This is a genomic window from Streptacidiphilus alkalitolerans (genome assembly GCF_042511045.1).
Taxonomy (GTDB): Bacteria; Actinomycetota; Actinomycetes; order Streptomycetales; family Streptomycetaceae; genus Streptacidiphilus; species Streptacidiphilus alkalitolerans.
In genome coordinates this window covers 420,906-440,963 of record NZ_JBHEZX010000004.1, presented here as the reverse complement: position 1 = coordinate 440,963, position 20,058 = coordinate 420,906, and the positions used below count along the sequence as shown (strand labels likewise).

General features: G+C 72.5%; 17 protein-coding genes. 4 read left to right on the top strand and 13 right to left on the bottom strand.

Annotated elements, in window-relative coordinates:
- Nucleotides 1–31: 31 nt before the first annotated feature.
- The 11 genes from ACEZDG_RS11425 to hrcA all read right to left on the bottom strand — a co-directional run bounded on the left by ACEZDG_RS11425 (nucleotide 32) and on the right by hrcA (nucleotide 13,279).
- Nucleotides 32–1,375, bottom strand: a complete 1,344-nt coding sequence (locus ACEZDG_RS11425) for a hemolysin family protein (RefSeq protein ID WP_380506483.1) — start codon at nucleotides 1,373–1,375, stop codon at nucleotides 32–34.
- Nucleotides 1,372–1,860, bottom strand: a complete 489-nt coding sequence (gene ybeY / locus ACEZDG_RS11420) for an rRNA maturation RNase YbeY (RefSeq protein WP_380506480.1) — start codon at nucleotides 1,858–1,860, stop codon at nucleotides 1,372–1,374. The genes ACEZDG_RS11425 and ybeY overlap by 4 nt, the downstream gene beginning before the upstream one ends.
- Nucleotides 1,861–1,874: 14 nt before the next feature.
- Nucleotides 1,875–2,933, bottom strand: a complete 1,059-nt coding sequence (locus ACEZDG_RS11415; RefSeq protein WP_380506477.1) for a PhoH family protein — start codon at nucleotides 2,931–2,933, stop codon at nucleotides 1,875–1,877.
- A 135-nt stretch (nucleotides 2,934–3,068) separates the two neighbouring features.
- Nucleotides 3,069–3,986 carry a ribonuclease Z gene (locus ACEZDG_RS11410; protein WP_380506474.1) on the bottom strand — a complete coding sequence of 306 codons (918 nt, stop codon included), beginning with the start codon at nucleotides 3,984–3,986 and terminating at the stop codon, nucleotides 3,069–3,071.
- Nucleotides 3,987–3,993: 7 nt separating this feature from the next.
- Nucleotides 3,994–4,368, bottom strand: coding sequence for a histidine triad nucleotide-binding protein (locus tag ACEZDG_RS11405; protein ID WP_380506471.1), 375 nt, complete (start codon nucleotides 4,366–4,368; stop codon nucleotides 3,994–3,996).
- 106 nt (nucleotides 4,369–4,474) lie between these two features.
- Nucleotides 4,475–5,536 carry a tetratricopeptide repeat protein gene (locus ACEZDG_RS11400; protein WP_380506468.1) on the bottom strand — a complete coding sequence of 354 codons (1,062 nt, stop codon included), beginning with the start codon at nucleotides 5,534–5,536 and terminating at the stop codon, nucleotides 4,475–4,477.
- Nucleotides 5,533–6,810, bottom strand: coding sequence for an ATP-binding protein (locus tag ACEZDG_RS11395; RefSeq protein WP_380506465.1), 1,278 nt, complete (start codon nucleotides 6,808–6,810; stop codon nucleotides 5,533–5,535). Before ACEZDG_RS11395 ends, ACEZDG_RS11400 begins: the two co-directional genes overlap by 4 nt.
- Before the next feature lie 115 nt (nucleotides 6,811–6,925).
- On the bottom strand, nucleotides 6,926–10,162 hold the full coding sequence (locus ACEZDG_RS11390; RefSeq protein ID WP_380506461.1) for a S41 family peptidase: 3,237 nt from the start codon (nucleotides 10,160–10,162) through the stop codon (nucleotides 6,926–6,928).
- A 103-nt stretch (nucleotides 10,163–10,265) separates the two neighbouring features.
- Nucleotides 10,266–11,009, bottom strand: a complete 744-nt coding sequence (locus ACEZDG_RS11385; protein ID WP_380506458.1) for a 16S rRNA (uracil(1498)-N(3))-methyltransferase — start codon at nucleotides 11,007–11,009, stop codon at nucleotides 10,266–10,268.
- A 32-nt stretch (nucleotides 11,010–11,041) separates the two neighbouring features.
- The gene (dnaJ, locus tag ACEZDG_RS11380) at nucleotides 11,042–12,190 is read right to left on the bottom strand and encodes a molecular chaperone DnaJ (RefSeq protein WP_380506455.1); all 1,149 of its coding nucleotides are present in this window, start codon (nucleotides 12,188–12,190) and stop codon (nucleotides 11,042–11,044) included.
- A gap of 57 nt (nucleotides 12,191–12,247) precedes the next feature.
- Nucleotides 12,248–13,279 carry a heat-inducible transcriptional repressor HrcA gene (gene hrcA, locus ACEZDG_RS11375; protein WP_380506452.1) on the bottom strand — a complete coding sequence of 344 codons (1,032 nt, stop codon included), beginning with the start codon at nucleotides 13,277–13,279 and terminating at the stop codon, nucleotides 12,248–12,250.
- A gap of 203 nt (nucleotides 13,280–13,482) precedes the next feature.
- Between hrcA and htpX the strand changes: the two genes are divergently transcribed.
- The 3 genes from htpX to ACEZDG_RS11360 are packed head-to-tail and all read left to right on the top strand — an operon-like array spanning nucleotide 13,483 to nucleotide 15,867.
- Nucleotides 13,483–14,403 (top strand): zinc metalloprotease HtpX, encoded by a 921-nt coding sequence (htpX, locus tag ACEZDG_RS11370; RefSeq protein WP_380506449.1) that lies wholly within the window; start codon nucleotides 13,483–13,485, stop codon nucleotides 14,401–14,403.
- 58 nt (nucleotides 14,404–14,461) lie between these two features.
- Nucleotides 14,462–15,046 (top strand): PspA-associated protein PspAB, encoded by a 585-nt coding sequence (gene pspAB, locus ACEZDG_RS11365; RefSeq protein ID WP_380506446.1) that lies wholly within the window; start codon nucleotides 14,462–14,464, stop codon nucleotides 15,044–15,046.
- Nucleotides 15,043–15,867 carry a DUF3097 domain-containing protein gene (locus tag ACEZDG_RS11360; RefSeq protein ID WP_380506443.1) on the top strand — a complete coding sequence of 275 codons (825 nt, stop codon included), beginning with the start codon at nucleotides 15,043–15,045 and terminating at the stop codon, nucleotides 15,865–15,867. The genes pspAB and ACEZDG_RS11360 overlap by 4 nt, the downstream gene beginning before the upstream one ends.
- 5 nt (nucleotides 15,868–15,872) lie before the next feature.
- Here ACEZDG_RS11360 and hemW read toward each other — a convergent pair whose 3' ends face one another.
- Nucleotides 15,873–17,102: a radical SAM family heme chaperone HemW gene (gene hemW / locus ACEZDG_RS11355; protein WP_380506440.1), complete on the bottom strand. Its 1,230-nt coding sequence runs from the start codon at nucleotides 17,100–17,102 to the stop codon at nucleotides 15,873–15,875.
- 83 nt (nucleotides 17,103–17,185) lie between these two features.
- Here hemW and lepB point away from each other — a divergent pair, with 83 nt between their 5' ends.
- Nucleotides 17,186–18,055: a signal peptidase I gene (gene lepB / locus ACEZDG_RS11350; RefSeq protein WP_380506437.1), complete on the top strand. Its 870-nt coding sequence runs from the start codon at nucleotides 17,186–17,188 to the stop codon at nucleotides 18,053–18,055.
- 23 nt (nucleotides 18,056–18,078) lie between these two features.
- On the opposite strand, the gene ACEZDG_RS11345 is transcribed toward lepB, so the two are convergent.
- A complete protein-coding gene (locus ACEZDG_RS11345; RefSeq protein ID WP_380506434.1) occupies nucleotides 18,079–19,986 on the bottom strand; it encodes an AMP-dependent synthetase/ligase in 1,908 nt (635 codons plus the stop codon).
- Nucleotides 19,987–20,058 lie beyond the last annotated feature (72 nt).

The following is a 20,058-nucleotide window of genomic DNA, read 5'->3' as shown; positions in this document are numbered from 1 at the left end:
TCGCCCCGGCCGTCGCGGCCGTCGCGGCCGGTCAGTCGGACTCGGGGCGCTCCTGGTCGTCCTCGTCGTCCCGGCCGTCCCGCAGCGGCACCGGCTCGGCCAGCAGAGTGCCGATCCGGTTGCGACGGCCCGCGGTGCTCTCCGCGGTCAGCCGGATCGCGCTGATCGGCAGGTCGTGCTCCTCCGGCACCGGCACCTCGATGGCGGACCCGGGGATCGGCACCCGGCCCAGCGACTTCGCCAGCAGACCGCCGACCGTCTCGACGTCCTCGTCCTCCAGCTCGATGCCGAACAGCTCGCCCAGCTCCTCCACCGGCAGCCGCGCGGTGATCCGGTAGGAGCCGTCGCCCAGCGCCTCCACCGGCGGGGCCTCGCGGTCGTACTCGTCGGTGATCTCGCCGACGATCTCCTCCAGGATGTCCTCGATGGTGACCAGGCCGGCCGTGCCGCCGTACTCGTCGATCACCACCGCGACATGGATCCGGTCCCGCTGCATCTCCCGCAGCAGATCCGCCACCGGCTTGCTGTCCGGGACGTACGTCGCCTGCCGCATCACCTCGCTGACCGGCTCGGACTCGGCCTCCCGGTTCACATGGGTGCGGCGCACCAGGTCCTTGAGGTAGACGATGCCGACCACGTCGTCCTCGTTGTCGCCGACCACCGGCATCCGGGAGAAGCCGCTGCGCAGCGCCAGCGTCAGCGCCTGACGCACCGTCTTCTCCCGCTCCACCATCACCAGGTCGGTGCGCGGCACCATCACCTCGCGGACGATGGTGTCGCCCAGCTCGAACACCGAGTGCACCATCCGGCGCTCGTCGTCCTCGATCAGCGAGTCCTTCTCGGCCAGGTCGACCAGCGCCCGCAGCTCCGCCTCCGAGGCGAACGGGCCCTCGCGGAAGCCCTTGCCCGGGGTGAGCGCGTTGCCGAGCAGGATCAGCAGCCGCGGGATCGGGCCGAGGATCCGGTTCAGCGGCAGCAGCACCACCGACGCGGCGGTGGAGACGTTCATCGGGTGCTGCCGCCCGATGGTCCGCGGCGAGACCCCCACCGCCACGTACGAGACCAGCACCATCGCGCCGATGGCGACCAGCAGCGCCAGCCAGGTCTCGTGGTACGAGCGGACGCAGACCACGGTCACCAGCACCGCGGCGGCCATCTCGCAGGTCACCCGGATCAGCGTGGCCAGATTGAGGTAGCGGATCGGGTCGGCGGCCAGCGTCAGCATCCGCTGCGCGCCGCGCCGGCCGTGTCGGACGGCCTCCTCGGCGCGGAAGCGGGACACCCGGGAGATGCCCGCCTCCGCACACGCCGCCAGCCACGCGAGGATCACGAGGAGGACGGCGAGCACCAGGAAGCCGGTACTACTGCCGCTCATCGGGTCGTGGGGGCCGGCGACGGCCCCGTATCGCCGCGCTCGGCGCGCCAGTCGTCCAGGATCCGCTTCTGCAGCCCGAACATCTCACGCTCCTCGTCCGGGTCCTCGTGGTCGTAGCCGAGCACGTGCAGCACCCCGTGCACGGTGAGCAGCTGCAGCTCGGCGTCCATGGAGTGCCCGTTGGCCTTGCCCTGGCGCTCGGCGACCTCCGGGCAGAGCACGATGTCGCCGAGCAGGCCCTGCGGCAGCTCCTCGTCCTCCTTGCCCGGACGCAGCTCGTCCATCGGGAACGACATCACGTCGGTCGGCCCGGGCTCGTCCATCCACTGGATGTGCAGCGCCTCCATCGCCTCCGCGTCGATGACGATCACGGACAGTTCGGAGAGCGGGTGGATCCGCATCCGGTCCAGGGCGAAGCGGGCGATGTCCAGGATCGCCTGCTCGTCCACCTCCGTGCCGGACTCGTTGTTGATGTCGATCGACATGAGGGGTGTGGTTCTCAGCTTTCGGTACGTCGGGGCTTGCCGGACTTGGCGGCCTCGTGCGCGGCATCGTACTGCCCGTAGGCGTCCACGATCCTGCCGACCAGCTTGTGGCGCACCACGTCCTGGCTGGTCAGACGGCTGAAGTTGATGTCTTCGACATCGGCCAGGATCTCCTGGACGATCTTCAGCCCGCTGACGGTGCCGCCCGGCAGGTCGATCTGGGTGACATCGCCGGTGACCACGATCTTCGAGTTGAAGCCGAGCCGGGTCAGGAACATCTTCATCTGCTCGGCACTGGTGTTCTGCGCCTCGTCCAGAATGATGAAAGCATCATTAAGAGTTCTTCCACGCATGTAGGCCAGGGGGGCGACCTCGATGGTGCCGGCGGCCATCAGGCGGGGGATGGAGTCGGGGTCGATCATGTCGTGCAGGGCGTCGTAGAGCGGGCGCAGGTAGGGGTCGATCTTCTCGTAGAGGGTGCCGGGGAGGAAGCCCAGGCGCTCGCCGGCCTCGACCGCGGGGCGGGTCAGGATGATCCGGGAGACCTGCTTGGCCTGCAGCGCCTGGACCGCCTTGGCCATGGCCAGGTAGGTCTTGCCGGTGCCGGCCGGGCCGATGCCGAAGACGATGGTGTGCTGGTCGATGGCGTCGACGTAGGTCTGCTGGTTGAGCGTCTTGGGGCGGATCGAGCGGCCCCGGCTGGTCAGGATGTTGGCGGTGAACACGGCCGAGGGGCTCTGCGAGCCCTCGGGGCTGTTCGGGTCCTCGGCGGCCTTGCGCAGCATGGCGATCGAACGCTCCACGGAGTCCTCGGTCAGGGGCTGGCCGGTGCGCAGCACCAGCATCATCTCGTCGAACAGGCGCTGCACCAGGGCGATGGCGACGCGGTCGCCGGTGGCGGTGATCTCGTTGCCCCGGGCGTGGATGTCCAGGTCGGGGAAGGCCTTCTCGATCACCTTCAGGAGTGAGTCCCCGGTGCCCAGGACGGTCACCATCGGGTGGTTCTCCGGAATGATGATCTTTGCCTGGGGCTGTGCGGGCACCTGCTGGGCGCGTGGTTTCGTTGAAGTCATGGGTTGGCGCTGCGGCCTGCCTCTTCCCAATCACTGTCGGGTCCGTGGTGTGACAAGGGTACGTCGGACGGTAGGGCTGGAATGCATGATGCTCCGCCTGTACCGGGCGTGGCGCCAGTCGTTTTATGCGAACGCTCACGCACGGTTGGGTACCGGGACCCGGCCGAGGTCCTCGGCGAGGACGATCTCGCCGTCGAAGTGCTTCCGGGCCTCGGCGAGGTGGCCCGCGGTGTCGGCGTAGCGCTGGGAGAAGTGGGTGAGCACCAGCCTGCGCACCCCGGCCTCGGCGGCGGCGCGGCCGGCCTCCGCGGCGGTGAGGTGGCCGTGGTCGCGGGCCAGCCGGGCGTCCGGTTCCAGGAAGGTGGCCTCGATGACCAGCAGGTCCACGCCCTCGGCCAGCCGGGCCACGCCCTCGCAGAGCCTGGTGTCCATCACGAAGGCGGCGCTCTGGCCCCGGCGCGGCTCGCTGACCTGCTCCAGGGTCACCGTGGAGCCGTCCTCCAGGGTGAGCGCGCCCTCGCGCTGGAGCCGGCCGACGGCGGGCCCGGCGAGGCCGTGGGCGGCCAGCCGTTCGGGCAGCAGCCGGCGGCCGTCGGGCTCGGTGAGCCGGTAGCCGAAGGACTCGACCGGGTGCGAGAGCCGGACCGCCTCCAGCGTGAACGGGGCGCCCGGCGCCTTGAGCTCGCCGGGGTGGACGATCGGCTCGGGGCGGAGTTCGACGGTCTCGTGGAACACGCTGGCGTGCCGCAGCCGGTCGAAGAAGTCCTGGCCGGAGGCGGGGTAGTAGGCGGTGACCTCGTGCGGCGGCCGGTCCAGGTTGATCCGCTGGATGATGCCGGGAAGGCCGAGGCAGTGGTCGCCGTGGAAGTGGGTGACGCAGATCCTGGTGATCGCGGAGGCGCTGACCCCGGCGTGCAGCAGCTGCCGCTGGGTGCCCTCGCCGGGGTCGAACAGCAGGCCCTCGCCGTCCCAGAGCAGCAGGTAGCCGTTGTGGTTGCGGGTCCGGGTGGGGACCTGGCTGGCCGTGCCCAGGACCACCAGTTCACGTTGCACGGCCGGGTCAGACCAGCTTCTCGCGCAGGCCGTCCCCGCCACCGAGGACGTGGACGTGGGCGTGGAACACGGTCTGGCCGGCCCCGGCGCCGGTGTTGAAGACCAGCCGGTAGCCGGTGCCGCCGGCCGACTCGGCGACCTTCTCGTCCGCGGCGACCCGGCCGGCCTCGGCCAGCAGGGCGCCGGCCAGCGCCGGGTCGGCCTCGGCGAGGGAGGCGGCGTCGGGGTAGTGCGCCTTGGGGACCACCAGGACGTGGGTGGGGGCCTGCGGGGCGATGTCGCGGAAGGCGAGGGTGGCCGCCGTCTCCCTGACCACGGTCGCCGGGATCTCCCCCGCCACGATCCTGCAGAACAGGCAGTCCGCCTGCGGCTCTCCCGACACCGGTCATCTCCTCGGTCGCTGCGGTCCGGATCGCCCGGACGGCGTGCTGGCATCGTACCGGCGGCCGGCCTGCCGCCCTTGCGGGTCGGCGTGGTTCAGCGCCGGGTCAGATGTCCTTGGAGGCCCGTTTGGAGGCCGACTGGGCGGCCTGGAAGGCGGCGATCTGGAGCACGAACGCGGTGAGCACGACCAGGTTGAGGTGCGGGTCGAGGGGCGGGAAGAGCAGCAGGGCGAGGGCGGCGATGGTGAAGGCGGCGACGCCGAGGAAGGAGAGCCGGACCGAGAGGCTGCCGCGGACGGTGCGCAGCAGCGGCATCCGCAGCCGGGCGGGCAGCTGCCGGGCGGCCCAGACCCACCATCCGGCCCAGCCGAGCACCACCAGCGCCAGCAGCACCGCCCGGCTGTAGCGGCCGAGGCCGGCGTCGGTGGAGACGATGCCGAGGTCGGTGAGCAGCAGCACGGCGACCGAGACCCAGCGGGCCCGGGAGATCAGCTGGGTGGCGACCACCCGGAGGTTGTGCGCGCCCACGCCGGTGCCCCGGTCGTTGGCGGCGACGGCGGCGAAGCCCTCGGCGGCGGAGCGGTGGTCGCCGCGCTTCATGTCGATCCTGGCCAGGTTGTTGCGGGCGCCGAGGTGCTCGGGGTCGAGCCGCAGCGCCTCGCGGTAGCAGGCCTCGGCCTGGTCCGTGCGTTCGCTCCGCTCGGCGACGCAGCCGGCGATGTAGTGCGGGGCGGGCTGCTGCGGGGCCAGTTCCCGGGCCCGCTCGGCCGCTTCGCGGGCCACCCGGGTGTTCGCGGCGGTGACGTCCGCGAGTTCGACCTGGGCGATCAGCATGTGGCCGTACCAGAACCAGGGTTCGAGCCGTACGGCCTCGTCGGCGCTGGTCCTGGCCTCGGCGTAGCGTTCCAGGCCGACCAGGGCGAGGGCGCGCATCCGCCAGCCGAGCGCCTTGTCGGGCGCCTCGACCAGGGCCCGGTCGGCGGCGTCCAGGGCGCCGCGGTGGTCGTCCAGGCCGTAGCAGCAGCGGGCCATGGCGCACCAGGCGTCGGCGTCGGCCGGGTCCTCGGCGAGGGCCTCGGCGAGCACCGCCTTGGCCTGGGCGTTGCGGTCCAGGTCCATCAGCGCGCGGGCGCGCCTGACCCGTACCGACGTCTCTCCTTCGGTCACAGCCTGCGGGTCCGCTTCAGGTGGGCCAGCAGGTCGTCGTAGCTGCCGCCGTCGTTGGCGAACAGGGCGACGTTGCGGGCCGCGGTGAACCAGCTCTCGATCGAGGGCTTGACCTCCTTGGCGGCGGCCAGCAGGTCCGGCATGCCGATCATCCGGACGGTGCCGCTGGCGGCGGAGTCCAGCAGGGCGGTCTCGGCCGCGGTCTCGCAGAGGTGGGCCAGGTCGGCGCCGGAGTAGCCGTCGGTCTTCTTGGCCAGCTTGGCCAGGTCGACGCCCTCGATCGGACGGTCCCTCAGGTGGTACTTCAGCACTGCCACCCGGGCCTCCTGGTCCGGCGGCAGCACCAGCAGGGTGCGGTCGAGCCGGCCGGGGCGGCGCAGCGCGGTGTCCACGTCCCAGGGCGCGTTGGTGGCGGCCAGGACGAACACCCCCTCGTTGTCCTGCTGGGCCCCGTCCAGTTCGGTCAGCAGCTGGTTGACGGTGCCGCGCATGGCGTTGTGGCGCATGCTCTGCCGCTTGCCGCCGAGGGCGTCGATCTCGTCCAGGAAGACCACGCAGGGGGCGTTGCGGCGGGCTGCGGCGAAGACCTCGTGCAGATTGCGCTCGGACTGGCCGATGTACATGTCGAGCACGTCGCTGAGGCTGACCGAGAGGAACTTGGCGCCGAGCTCGCCGGCGACGGCGCGGGCGATGAAGGTCTTGCCGCAGCCGGGCGGCCCGTACAGCAGCAGGCCGCCGCGCAGCGACTTGCCGTAGAGGCGGCGCAGTTCGGGGTTGCGCATCGGGGCCAGGAAGGCGGCTTCGAGCCGCTGTTTGACCTCGGTCATCCCGCCGACGTCGGCGAGGCCGACGTGGCTGGTCTCGACGTCCCAGGCGAGTTCGTCGCCCGGGTCGTCCTCGCCGTCCGCGGCGGCGGGGTCGACGAAGCGGGGCTGGGCGATGTCGCTGAGCTGCTGCTCGGCGCTGGTCCAGTCGAACGGGGGCGGCTCGGCGGGCAGCGGGTCGGGTGCGGGCTGCGGGTCGAGCGCGGGCGCCGGGTCGAGCGCGGGCAGGCCCAGCGCACGCATCATCAGTTTCCGTGCCTCGGTGCTCCCCGGGTCGTGCTGCAGCGCCGCCGCGGCCTGGGCCACGGCCTCCTCGGTACGGGCGTCGTCGAGCAGCAGCGCGGCCAGGTGCAGCCGCAGCGGCACGTCGGCCGGCGTCGCCGCGACGGCCGCGCGGAGGCTGCGGATCAGCGGTGTGTCGAGGGAGTGGTCCGGGGAGTCTTCTGCCATGTCGTGACCCTAACCGGCCGGTGCGGGCCGCTGCGGGCGGGTTGCCGAGGTGTGACGCGGACAACCCGCCCGCAGCGCGCTACCGGCCTGTGGCCGGCTGGAACTGCCGACAAGCCTAGAGCGCGGGGATGGCCGGCGGGGTGGCCGCCGGGGTCTCCTGCAGGGCGGCCAGGGCGATCCGGATCGCCTCGTCCAGTTGCGGGTCGCGGCCCGCGGCCCAGTCCTGCGGGGTGCAGACCACCTCGACGTCGGGGTCGACGCCGTGGTTCTCCAGGCCCCAGCCGTAGCCCTCCATCCAGGTGGAGTAGCGGGGCTGGGTCACCCCGGTGCCGTCCACCAGCTTGTAGCGGCCGTCGATGCCGACCACCCCGCCCCAGGTGCGGACGCCGACCACCGGGCCGAGCTTCAGCGCCTGGAAGGCGGCGTTGACGATGTCGCCGTCCGAGCCGGAGAACTCGTCGGCGACCGAGACCAGCGGGCCGCGCGGGGCGATCTCCGGGTAGGTGTGCGGGGTGCGGTCGCGGACCACGCCCCAGCCGATGACCCGGCGGTTCAGCTTCTCGATGATCAGCTGCGAGGTGTGGCCGCCGCGGTTCTCCCGGACGTCCACCACCAGGCCGTCCCTGGCCATCTCGGTGCGCAGGTCGCGGTGCACCTGGGCCCAGCCGTTGGCCACCATGTCCGGGACGTGCAGGTAGCCGAGGGCCCCGGCGGACCGCTCGTGGACGTAGGCGCGGCGGTCGGCGACCCAGGCGTGGTAGCGCAGCGCCTCCTCGTCGGCGAGCGGGACCACCACCACGGTGCGGCGGCCGTCGCCCTCGGCCGCGCCGACGGTCAGCTCGATCGGCTTGCCGGCCGTGCCGACCAGCAGCGGGGCCGGACCTGACACCGGGTCGACCGGGCGGCCGTCCACCTCGAGCAGCGACTCACCGGCCCGGACGCCGACGCCGGGGGCGGCCAGCGGGGAGCGGGCGGCCGGGTCGGAGGACTCGCCGGGCAGCACCCGGGCCACCCGCCAGACCCCGTCCCCGTCCCTGGCCAGGTCCGCGCCGAGCAGCCCTTGGCGGCGGTTCGCCGGGGCGCCGGGACCGGACGGCTGCACATAGGCGTGTGAGGTGCCGGGCTCGCCCTGCAGCTCCCAGAGCAGGTCCACCAGGTCGCTGTGGCTGCCGACCCGCTCCACCAGGGGGCGGTAGCGGCGCTGCACGGCCGGCCAGTCCAGGCCGCCCAGGTCGATCCGCCAGAAGTTGTCCCGCATCAGCCGGGCGGTCTCGTCGAACATCTGCCGCCACTCGGCGGCGGGGTCGACGGTGACCCGGATCCGGGAGAGGTCCACGGTGACGGCGTCGTCCCGCTCGTCCTTGCCGACCCGGTGGTCGGAGGGGACGATCCGCAGCTCGCCGTGGTCCACCACGGCGATCCGGCTGCCGTCGCCGGAGACCTCGAACCGGTCCAGCTCGTCGACCAGGGTCTCGGCCCGGCGGGTGGCGAAGTCGAAGCGCTGCAGGCTGTTGCGCTCGGCCTCGTCCTCGGGGGTGGCCCTGCTGGTGCCGAGCTCGCCGGCGGTCGGGTGCTCCAGCCAGGCCACTCCGCCCTTGACCGCGCGCAGGCCGCTGTAGTTGCCGCTGGGCACCGGGAAGGGGACGATCCGGTCGGCCAGGCCGTCCAGGTCGAGCCGGGTGGCCTCCGCGGCCTCCTCGGCCGAGGTGTCGGCGTCGGCCGAGGTGTCGGCCGCGGTGTCGGCGCCCTCCTTGGCCGCGTCCTTGTCGTCCTCGCCGCCCTTGCCCAGCGCGCGGCCCTGCGGCTGCGGGCCGAACGGGGAGAGCGTGTCCGCGGCCAGGGTGAGCAGGTAGGGGCGGCAGGCGACCGGGAACGACAGGTCGAAGACATGGGCGTCGTAGACCGGGTCGAAGTCGCGCATGGACAGGAAGGCGAGGTGCTTGCCGTCGGTGGTGAAGACCGGGGCGTAGTCGGTGAAGCGCGGCGGCGTCAGCTCGGTGACCGTGTCGTCGGCGAGCCGGGCCAGCCGGAGCTGCCGCGGCACCTCCTCGACGCCCAGCCCGTGCGACCACACCAGCCACTGCGAGTCCGGCGAGAAGGCCAGGTCGGTGGCGTGCGAGCCGTTGCTGCGGTCGATCTCGCGGACCGCGCCGTCGGCGACCGCGACCAGCAGCACCAGGCCGTCCCGGTTGGCGACGGCGACCGCGGACCCGTCCGGGGCGGCGGCCAGTTCCTCGACCCGGCCCAGCCCGCCGACCGCGACCCGGCGGCCGTCGGAGAACTCGAGCCCGTCCTCGCCCCCGGCGTCGGTGACCCAGACCGACGCACCGTCAGGAAGCGACTGCGGCAGCCGGTTGCGCACCCCGGGCTGGACCGACAGGGCCCGGGCCGGGCCGTCCCGGTGGGTGACCCGGTGGATCGTGCCGCGGACCTCGACCACGCTGGAGCGGGCGTCCGCGTCGGGGGCGACCCGGCCGAGGTGCCGGCTCGCCGTGATCGGGTACGGCTGGCGGTCGGCCCGGGGGCCGCCGAGGCGGATCTCCAGCCGCCGGGGCTCGGCCCGCTCCAGGTCGTCGACCAGGAAGAGGTCGCCGCCGCTGTGGTAGGCCACCCGGGCGCCGTCGCTGGCGGCGTTGCGGGCGTAGAACTCATGACCGCTGTGCCGCCGCAGGTCGGAGCCGTCCGGCAGGCTGGACCAGAGCTGCCCGATCCCGTCGTGGTCGCTCAGGAACGCGATCCTGCCGCCGACCCACATCGGCGAGTCGAGGTTCCCGTCGACCTCCGCGTGCAGCCGGGCGAAGTCGCCCTCGGTGCCGATCCACAACTTGCCCGCGGTGCCGCCGCGGTAGCGCTTCCAGTGGGCCGGCTCCCGACCCATCCCGGCCGAGCCGAGCAGCACCCGGTCGCCGCCCGGCTCCTGCGCCACCCCGCCCACCCGTCCGTACGGGAGCTGCCGGGCCGGGCCGCCGTCCAGCGGCACCGCGAAGGCCCAGGGGTGGGCCCGTGACATCCGGCCGACCGAGCTGCGGACCAGCACCTCCGGGTTGCCCTCGGCGTCGGCGGTCCAGCCCAGCACCGCGGTCTGCGCGCTGCCCCAGAACGTCAGCCGCCGGGACGGGCCGCCGTCGACCGGGGCCAGGTGCACCTCGGGAGCGCCGTCCCGGTGCGAGGTCCAGGCGAGCAGCGTGCCGTCGGGCGAGATCCGCGGGCGGCTCACCGGCACCTGGTCGGCACTCACCCGCCAGGCCCTGCCACCTGCCAGGGGCGCCAGCCAGACGTCGTCCTCGGCCACGAAGGTGACCAGGTCAGCGTGAATATGGGGGAACCGGAGATAGCTGTCGGCTTCAGTCACGCGGCCACCCTAGCCGCCACCACTCCCAGTGCGACAGAAGCTTTCGCTGCCAGCTGATCATCACTTTCGACGCACCGCGACGGACCGCCGCGGACCGGACGGGTCAGCCCCAGCGCCCCGTGCGCCCCAGCAGCAGCGCGCCCGCGGCCACCCCCGCGGTGGAGGTCCGCAGCACCGTGGAGCCCAGCCGGTACGGGGCCGCGCCGGCCTCGGCGAAGCGGGCCAGCTCGTCCGGGGAGACCCCGCCCTCGGGGCCGACCACCAGCACCAGGTCGCCCTTGCCGGGCAGTTCGGCGGAGGCCAGCGGCAGCGCGCCCTCCTCGTGCAGCACCGCGCCGAGCGCGGCTCCGGACAGCAGTTCGGCGACCTGACGGGTGCTCATCGGCTCCCGGACCACCGGGAACCGCAGCCGGCGCGACTGCTTCCCGGCCTCGCGGGCGGTGGCCCGCCACTTGCCCAGGGCCTTGAGGCCGCGGTCGCCCTTCCACTGGGTGATGCAGCGGGAGGCCGCCCAGGGGACCACCTCGTCCACGCCGACCTCGGTCATCAGCTCGACCGCCAGCTCGCCGCGGTCGCCCTTGGGCAGCGCCTGCACCACCACCACCCGCTGCGCGGGCTCCGGTTCGGCGAGCTGCTCGGCGATCCTGACCTCCAGCGCCTCCTTGCCGAGCACGCCGACCACGGGCCCGGAGACCCCGAGCCCGGCGCCGTCGGTCAGCACCACCTGCTCACCGACCGCGAGACGGCGCACGGCCACCGCGTGGCGGCCCTCCGCCCCGTCCAGCCGGACCACCGAGCCGACCGGGGCCAGCCGCGAGGTCTCCACCACGAACACGGGGGCTGTCACGGTGTACGTTCCTGTCCTCGGTGCCGCGCAGCTCAGGCGCGGCCGTTGAAAGCGTCCTTCAGGCGGGAGAAGAGGCCCTGCTGCCCCGGCTCGAAGGTCCCCTTGGGACGCTCCTCGCCGCGCAGGGTGGCGAGCCGCCGCAGCAGTTCCTCCTGCTCCGGGTCGAGCTTGCCGGGCGTCTGCACCTCGACGTGCACTATCAGGTCGCCGCGACCGCCGCCGCGCAGGTGGGTGATGCCGCGCCCGTGCAGCGGGATGGACTGCCCGGACTGGGTGCCGGGGCGGACGTCGATCTCCACCTGGCCGTCCAGGGTCTCCAGCGGGACCTTGGTGCCCAGCGCCGCCGCCGTCATCGGCAGGGTCACCGTGCAGTGCAGGTCGTCGCCGCGGCGCTGGAAGATCTTGTGCGGGTTCTCGCTGATCTCGACGTAGAGGTCGCCGGCCGGGCCGCCGCCGGGGCCGACCTCGCCCTCGCCGGCCAGCTGGATCCGGGTGCCGTTGTCGACACCGGCCGGGATCTTCACGGTCAGCGTGCGCCGGGCGCGGACCCGGCCGTCGCCGGCGCACTCCGGGCAGGGGGTGGGCACCACGGTGCCGAAGCCCTGGCACTGCGGGCACGGCCGGGAGGTCATCACCTGGCCCAGGAAGGACCGGGTGACCTGCGACACCTCGCCCCGGCCGCGGCACATGTCGCAGGTCTGCGCGGAGGTGCCGGGAGCCGCGCCCTCGCCGTTGCAGGTGCTGCAGACGACGGCGGTGTCGACCTGGATGTCCTTGGTCGTGCCGAACGCGGCCTCTTCGAGGTCGATGTCGATCCGGATCATCGCGTCCTGGCCGCGCCTGGTCCGCGAGCGCGGACCGCGCTGGCCGCCGCCGGCCGCGCCGAAGAAGGCGTCCATGATGTCGCTGAAGCCGAAGCCCGCGCCCGCGCCGAAGCCGCCGGGGCCGGCCCCGCCGCCGTTCGCCGACAGCGGATCCCCGCCCAGGTCGTAGATCTGCCGCTTGTTGGGGTCCGAGAGGACCTCGTAGGCGGCGTTGATCTCCTTGAACCGCTCCTGGGTCTTCGGGTCGGGGTTGACATCCGGGTGGAGTTCGCGCGCCAGTCGGCGGAACGCCTTCTTGATCTCGTCCTGACCCGCGTCACGCCGGACGCCGAGTACCGCGTAGTAGTCCGTGGCCACCAAAATGCTCCGCTTGTCTTCTATTCGCGCGCCGACGTTCCCGACACCGCTGTAAGGCTATGACGCAGCCAGGATCTGACCGACGTACCGTGCAACCGCCCGGACGGCACCCATGGTTCCCGGGTAGTCCATCCTGGTCGGCCCGAGCACACCCAGTTTGGCGACGGTCTCGTCGCCCGAACCGTAGCCCACCGACACGACCGACGTGGAATTGAGCCCTTCGTAGGCGTTCTCGTGACCGATACGGACCATCATGCCCGCGTCCGCGGTCTCCCCGAGCAGCTTCAGCAGGACGACCTGCTCCTCCAGCGCCTCCAGCACGGGGGCGATGGTGAGCGGGAAGTCGTGCGGGAAGCGGGTGAGGTTGGCGGAGCCGCCGATGACGATCCGCTCCTCGGTCTGCTCGGCCAGCGCCTCGAACAGCGCGGTGAGCACGGCCGTGACCGCGCCCCGGTCCTCGCGTTCGAACGCCTCGGGCAGGTCCTGCAGCAGGGTCGGCACCTCGGCGAAGCGCTGGCCCGCGGCCCGGGTGTTCAGCCTGCTGCGCAGATCGGCGAGCACCGTCTCGCCGACCGCGGCGGGGCAGTCGATCAGCCGCTGCTCGACCCGGCCGGTGTCGGTGATCAGCACCAGCATCACCCGGGTCGGCGTCAGCGCCACCAGCTCCACATGGCGCACCGTCGAACGGGAGAGCGAGGGGTACTGCACCACGGCGACCTGCCGGGTCAGCTGCGCCAGCAGCCGCACGGTACGGGCCACCACGTCGTCCAGGTCCACCGCGTGGTCCAGGAAGCTGCCGATGGCCCGGCGCTCGGGCGCGGACAGCGGCTTGACCTCGGTCAGCCGGTCCACGAACAGCCGGTAGCCCTTGTCGGTCGGCACCCGGCCCGCACTGGTGTGCGGCTGGTGGATGTAGCCCTCGTCCTCCAGCGCGGCCATGTCGTTGCGCACCGTGGCCGGCGACACGCCGAGGCTGTGCCGCTCCACCAGCGCCTTGGAGCCGACCGGCTCCTCGGTGCCGACATAGTCCTGGACGATGGCACGCAGAACCGCCAGCTTGCGGTCGTCGAGCTTGCGCTCCTCAGGCACGGGCCACGCACCTCCTGTCCTCGGTCTGTCCTCAGTGGGCCGGTCTCGGGACTGGCACTCCGGGCGAACGAGTGCCAACGCCTGTTCGGCCAGTGTAAGGCGCGAGGGTATGCCACCGGAACGCCTGCGCCCTCCCGTACGTACCTGTTGGTAGGCCCACAAGGCAGAATTGCAGGACCAGCCCGATTTCGAGGAGTGGCGACATGCCCAGAACACGCTTCGCGCCCGACCGCGGTCTGACCAGCCGGATGCTGCTGACGATGTTCCTCATCGGACTGCTGTACGTGGTCTTCGTCGGCGCGCTGCTGGTCTTCCTCAAGGGCGCCTGGCTGATCATCGTGATCATCGCAGGCGGCCTGTTCATCGCCCAGTTCTGGTTCAGCGACCGGATCGCCTCCTTCAGCATGGGCGCCCGCGAGGTCAGCGCCCAGGACTATCCGGAGCTGCACGGGACCGTGGACCGGCTGTGCGCCCTGGCCAACATGCAGAAGCCCAAGGTCGCGGTCGCCCAGAGCGACATCCCCAATGCCTTCGCCACCGGCCGCAACGAGAAGAACGCGGTGGTCTGCGTCACCACCGGGCTGCTGCGCCGCTTGGAGCCGGAGGAGCTGGAGGGCGTGCTCGCGCACGAGCTGTCGCACGTCGCGCACAAGGACGTGATGGTGATGACCATCGCCGGCTTCCTCGGCGTGCTGACCGGTGTGCTGACCAGGGTCGGCCTGCAGGCCGGCCTGTTCGGCGGCTTCAGCAGCCGGGACAACCGGGACGGCGACAACACCGGCATGGTGCTGCTGATCGTGATCGCGGTCAGCGCCGTGGCCTACAGCATCAGCTTCCTGCTGACCCGGCTGCTCTCCCGCTACCGCGAGCTGTCCGCCGACCGGGCCGCCGCGCTGCTGACCGGGCGCCCCTCGGCGCTGGCCTCCGCGCTCACCAAGGTCAGCGGGCAGATGGCGGCGATCCCCACCGAGGACCTGCGCCGGGCCCAGCCCTTCAACGCCTTCTACTTCGCCCCGGCGGTCTCCGCCCGGCAGGCGGCCAGCCAGGCCTTCTCCACCCACCCCTCGCTGCAGCAGCGGCTGGAGCAGCTGGGCCGGATCTCCGCCGAGCTCGGCCGCCAGTAGATCCGCCAGTAGATTCAGTCCTCCGTCTCGTTTCTTCCGCCTCCCGAGGAGTGGACCCGTGGGCTTCCTGGACACCCTGCTAGGCCGCACCAAACCGGTGAAACCGGACCTCGACCAGCTGTTCGGGCTCCCCTCGGCGGCGATCACCCTGGAGGCCGCGGCCGACTTCCGGCCGACCGGGGTCGGCTCGGTCTGCTTCGCCGCCGTCGAGGGCGGCGCCTTCGCCCAGGTCCAGCAGGACGTCCAGGCCCTGCTGGACGCCGACACCGGGCGCGGCGGCGTCCCGATCGAGTCGAGCCAGGACTCCTACGGCTACACCTGGCTGACCGCCCGGCAGAGCCCGGACGACATCGTCGCCCTGGTCAACGATGTGCACGCGGTGAACTCGGCCCTGGAGAGCACCGGCTTCGGGCCCCAACTGCTCTGCTCCCTGGTCAACTTCACCGACAGTCAGCACCGGCCGCTGGCGCTGGTCTACCTCTACAAGCGGGGCAGCTTCTACCCCTTCGCCCCGGTGCCCGGGGCCGGCGAGAAGCGGGACAACCCGCTGGAACTGCAGATCAAGGCGATGCTCGGGAACGACCTCAGGGTCGAGCAGGACCTGACCCGCTGGTTCCCGGTCTGGGGAGCGCCCGGCCTGTGACCCGCAGCTACGGCCCCGACCTCACTCCCCCGTGGAAGCGCTCCGTCCCCGCCCCCGAGGTGCCCGCCGAGCGGGACCTGGTGGTGGAGGAGGTGGTCACCGGCTTCTGCGGCGCGGTGGTGCGCTGCGAGAAGACCGCCGAGGGCTTCACCGTCACCCTGGAGGACCGGCACCACAGGCACCGGGTGTTCCCGCTGACCCCGAGCGGCTTCCTGCTGGACGGAAAGCCGGTCACCCTGGTCCGGCCGGGCTCGGTGGCCCCGCCGGTGCCGGTCGCCCCGGCCCGCACCGCCTCCGGCTCGGTCGCGGTGCGGGGCGTACGGGCCCGGGTGGCCCTGCCCAGCCGGATCTATGTCGAGGGGCGGCACGACGCCGAGCTGGTCGAACGGGTCTGGGGCGACGACCTGCGGATCGAGGGCGTGGTGGTCGAGTACCTGGAGGGCGTCGACGACCTGCCGCAGATCGTGAAGGAGTTCGCGCCCGAGCCGGGGCGGCGGCTGGGGGTGCTGGTGGACCACCTGGTCCCGGACTCCAAGGAGTCCAGGATCGCCGCCCAGGTCAGCGGGGCGGACGTGCTGGTGGTGGGACACCCCTTCATCGACATCTGGGCCGCGGTGAAGCCCTCCTCGGTCGGCATCGCGGCCTGGCCGGAGGTCCCGCGCGGCGAGGAGTGGAAGGAGGGGGTCTGCCGCCGCCTCGGCTGGCCGGTGAACACCCCGGCCGCCTGGAAGCGGATCCTGGCCTCGGTGGACTCCTTCAAGGACCTCGACCCCTCGCTGCTGGGCCGGGTCGAGGAACTGATCGACTTCGTCACCACCTGAGGGGGCTAGTCCACCAGGTCGCGGACCACCGCGTCGGCCAGCAGGCGTCCGCGCAGGGTCAGCACCGCCCGGCCCGCCGCGTAGGGCGCGGGGTCGAGCAGGCCGTCGGCCAGGGCCCGGTCGGCGGCCTTGCGGCCGGCCTCGTGCAGCAGGTCCAGCGGGCAGCCGTCGGCGAGCCGGAGCTCCAGCAGGATCCGCTCCACCCGGCGGTCCTCGTCCGCCAGGCGCTCGCGCCCGTGCGCCGGGGTGCGGCCCTCGGCGAGCGCCTGGGCGTACGCCGCCGGGTGCTTGACGTTCCACCAGCGCACGCCGCCGACGTGGCTGTGCGCGCCGGGGCCCGCGCCCCACCAGTCGGCGCCGGTCCAGTAGAGCTCGTTGTGGCGGCAGCGGGCCGCGGGCCCGGTGGCCCAGTTGGACACCTCGTACCAGTGCAGCCCGGCCGCGCTCAGCAGTTCCTCGGCGATCAGGTAGCGGTCGGCGTGCACGTCGTCGTCGGTCATCGGGATCTCGCCGCGGCGGATCCGGGCGGCCAGTTTGGTCCCCTCCTCGACGATCAGCGCATAGGCGGAGACATGGTCCGGCCCGGCGCCGAGGGCCGCCTCCAGCGAGGCGCGCCAGTCGTCGTCGCTCTCCCCCGGGGTGCCGTAGATCAGGTCCAGGTTGATGTGCTCGAAGCCCGCCGCGCGGGCCTCCGCCACGCAGGCCTCGGGCCGCCCCGGCGTGTGCCGGCGGTCCAGCAGCCGCAGTACCTCGGGGCGGGCGCTCTGCATGCCGAAGCTGAGCCGGTTGAAGCCGCCCTCGCGCAGCTCGGCCAGGTAGGCCGGGTCGACCGACTCCGGGTTGGCCTCGGTGCTGACCTCGGCCCCGTCCGCGAGCCCGAACTCCTCGCGGATCGCGGCCAGCATCCGGACCAGGTCGGCGGCCGGGAGCAGGGTGGGGGTGCCGCCGCCCAGGAACACCGTCTCCACCGGCAGGTCGGTGTCGCCCAGCACCCGCCGGGCGTGCCGGATCTCGGCGACCAGGTTGTCCGCGTAGGTGTCCTGGGACGCCACCGCCCCGGAGGAGCGCAGCTCGGTCGCGGTGTAGGTGTTGAAGTCGCAGTAGCCGCAGCGGGTGGCGCAGTACGGCACATGGACGTAGAAGCCGAAGGGCCGCTGCCCGAGCTCGCTGAGCGCGTGCGCGGGCAGGGCCCCGTCGGCGGGGACGGCTTCGCCGTCGGGAAGTGCGGAGGGCATGGGCCCATTGTCGGTCATACCGGAGCAGGGAACTCCCGAACGTTGGTGTGATGGGTGTGATCGGCTCGGGAGGGGACACGGGGATGGACCAGCAGCTGGCAGGAACGGGCGAGGCCGCGTCCGGGACGGGACGTGCCGGGGGGACGGCGAAGCCGAGGCGGTCGATCTGGGTGGAGCTGCCGCTGCTGGTCGTGCTCGCCCTGGTGCTGGCGGTGGTGGTCAAGACCTTCTTCGTGCAGGCGTTCTCGATCCCCTCGGACTCGATGAACAACACCCTGATGAAGAACGACCGGGTGCTGGTCGACAAGTTCAGCCCCTGGTTCGGGGCCACGCCGGAGCGCGGCGAGGTGGTCGTCTTCCACGACCCCGGCAACTGGCTGAGCGCCGCGGACCTGCCGCCGCGGAGCAGCAGCGCCACGGTGCGGAACATCCAGTCGGCGCTGAGCGATATCGGCCTGCTGCCCTCGGCGACCGAGAAGGACCTGATCAAGCGGGTGATCGCGGTCGGCGGCGACACCGTGGTCTGCAACGCGGGGGCGCCGGTCTCGGTGGACGGGGTGAAGCTGCAGGAGCCCTACATCTTCCCCGGGGCCACCCCCTGCGACGACTACCCGGTCGGCACGGTGACCGTGCCCAAGGGCTACCTCTGGGTGATGGGCGACCACCGCAACGACTCCGAGGACTCCCGCTACCAGCGGACCCACAACAACGGCGGCGGCTTCGTCCCGGTGAGCGACGTGGTCGGCCGGGCGTTCGTGGTGGCCTGGCCGCTGAGCCACTGGGCCACCCTGCCGGTGCCGGCCACCTTCGGCCAACCGGGGCTGTCCCAGCCCTCCGGCAGCGCGGCCCCGTACGCCTTCGGCGGCCTGCTGGCGCTGCTGGCGGCGGTGCCGACCACGGTGTGGTGGCGCAGGCGCCGGAACCGCCGGGCGGCGGCTGCTGCCCGGCGGTGAGCCGTGGGCCTGGGCCGACCGGCTCAGGCCTCGTTGGCGCCCGCGTACATCGCCTCGATCGCGGCGGCGTTCTCCCGCTCCACCACCGGGCGCTTGACCTTGAGGCTGGGGGTGAGCTCGCCGTGCTCGATGTCCAGGTCGCGCGGCAGCACGGTGAACTTCTTGACGGTCTGCCAGCGCTGCAGGTCGCCGTTGAGGCGCTGGACGAAGCCGTCGATCAGCTCGTGCACCTCGGTGGAGGAGCAGACCTCGGCGTAGGACTTGCCGCCCATGCCGTGGGCGCCGGCCCACTGCAGGATGGTGGGCTCGTCCAGGGTGATCAGCGCCGAGCAGTAGTTGCGGCCGTTGCCGATGACCAGGATGTTGCTGACGAAGGGGCAGACCGCCTTGAACCGGCCCTCGACCTCGCTGGGCGCGACGTACTTGCCGCCGGAGGTCTTGAACATGTCCTTCTTGCGGTCGGTGATCCGGACGAAACCGTCCTTGTCGATCTCGCCGATGTCGCCGGTGTGGAACCAGCCGTCGCTCTCCAGCACCTCGGCGGTCTTCTCGGGCTGGTTGTGGTAGCCGCGCATCACGCCGGGGCCGCGCAGCAGGATCTCGCCGTCCTCGGCGATCCGGACCTCGGAGCCGGGCAGCGGGGTGCCGACGGTGCCGACCCGGTAGTCCTCACCGGGGTTGACGGTGGATCCGGCGCTGGTCTCGGTCAGGCCGTAGCCCTCCAGGATGTGCACGCCGGCGCCGGAGAAGAAGAAGCCGATCTCCGGGGCCAGCGCGGCGCTGCCGGAGACGCAGGCGCGCATCCGGCCCCCGAAGGCCGCCCGGATCTTGGCGTAGACCAGCTTGTCGGCGAGGGCGTGCTGCACCCTGAGCCCCAACGGCACGCTGCGGGTCCCGGTGGCGATCAGGGTCTCCTGGCCGGTGCGGGCGTAGTCGCGGGCGACCTTGGCGGCCCAGAGGAAGATCTTGTACTTGGCCCCGCCCTCGGCCCGGGCCCGTCCGGCGATGCCGTTGTAGACCTTCTCGAACACCCGGGGCGCCGAGGCCATGTAGGTCGGCCTGACCACCGGCAGGTTGTGGATGATCCGGTCCACCCGGCCGTCCACCGCGGTGACCGAGCCGAGCTGGATGTGGCCCGAGGTCAGCGTCTTGCCGAAGACGTGCGACAGCGGCAGCCAGAGGTACTGCACGTCCTCGGCGCTGAGCAGCCCGGTGCTGGACTGGGCCGCGGCCTGGTAGGACCAGCAGTCGTGGACCAGCCGGACGCCCTTGGGACGGCCGGTGGTGCCGGAGGTGTAGATCAGGGTGGCCAGCTGCTCGCGGTCGATGGCGGCCACGGCGCTGACGACCGCGTCCGGGTGCTCCTTGAGGTAGGCGCCGCCGCGCTCCTCCAGCTCGGCCAGCGACAGCACCTCGACACCCTCGGGCAGGTCGGCGCCCTCGGCCGGCTTGCTGCCGTCGACGGTGACGATGTGCCTCAGCTCGGGCAGCCCGCCGATCACACCGAGGATCTTGGCCAGCTGCACGCCGTCCTCGGCGATGATCGCCCGGCTGCCGGAGTCGTCCAGGATGTAGGAGGTCTCGTCGGCGTTGGTGCTGGGGTAGACGGCCGTCACGGCCGCCCCGGTACACATGATGCCGAGGTCGGCCAGGATCCACTCGATCCGGGTGGAGCAGGAGATGGCGACCCGCTCCTCCGGCCGGATCCCCAGCGCCATCAGCCCGCCGGCGATGGCGTACACCCGTTCGGCGGCCTGGCCCCAGCTGAGCGAGCGCCACTGCTCGGCGCCGGGCGTACTGTCGGCGGCGTGCTCGTCCACCGGGACCGGGTAGCGGTACGCCTCGCGGTCGGGCGTCTCCGCGACCCGGGAGAGGAACAGCTGCGCCACGGAGGCGGGGCGGCTGTCGATCAGCGGTGCTGCGGAATTCACGGCTACCTCCGGGGCCCGGTTCAGGGGGCCGAGACCTTTGTTAACTCACGAGTAACTAGCTGGCAACGATCA